Annotated in this window: 1 protein-coding gene and 1 pseudogene; both read left to right on the forward strand. The window is 60.0% G+C overall.

The genetic code is table 11. The annotated features are described in order from the left end of the window. Window positions 1-134: transposase domain-containing protein (locus NEI07_RS10190; protein ID WP_256034370.1), on the forward strand; the 134-nt coding region annotated here is incomplete at its 5' end. A 66-nt stretch (window positions 135-200) separates the two neighbouring features. After that, window positions 201-438 (forward strand): annotated as a pseudogene (locus NEI07_RS19735) (IS110 family transposase); the annotation flags it as partial.

Here is a 438-nt window from a genome sequence, read left to right on the forward strand (position 1 = left end):
GCAAACTAAACAACCTTGATCCCGTCGCCTACATCGCCAAAACGCTGCAAGCCATTCTCGACGGACATCCTCAAAGCCGCATCGACGAACTGATGCCATGGAGCTTCGTCGCCGCGTCAAGCCTCGCCGCATAGGTGATCGGAAAGGCGCTTACGCTCATTACTGGGCACGGCCGTGATCTCCTCATTCGGCAACGGACAATGCTGGCGAACGCGCTTCGAGCGCACCTGGCGGAATTCGGCATCATCGAGAAACTCGGCGAGGCGGGCTTGGATGCGCTGATTTTGCGGATCGAAACCGACGACGTCAGCGGCGTGCCCGAGATCGCTCGAGACGGCCTGCTGCTGCTAGCCGGACAGATTCGAGCGGCTCGGGTTCGTGTGACCGAAATCGAGAAACGCATTCGGACCTGGCATCGGGCAAACCCCGTGAGTCGAC

Source organism: Methylocystis suflitae, assembly GCF_024448135.1.
GTDB lineage: Bacteria > Pseudomonadota > Alphaproteobacteria > Rhizobiales > Beijerinckiaceae > Methylocystis > Methylocystis suflitae.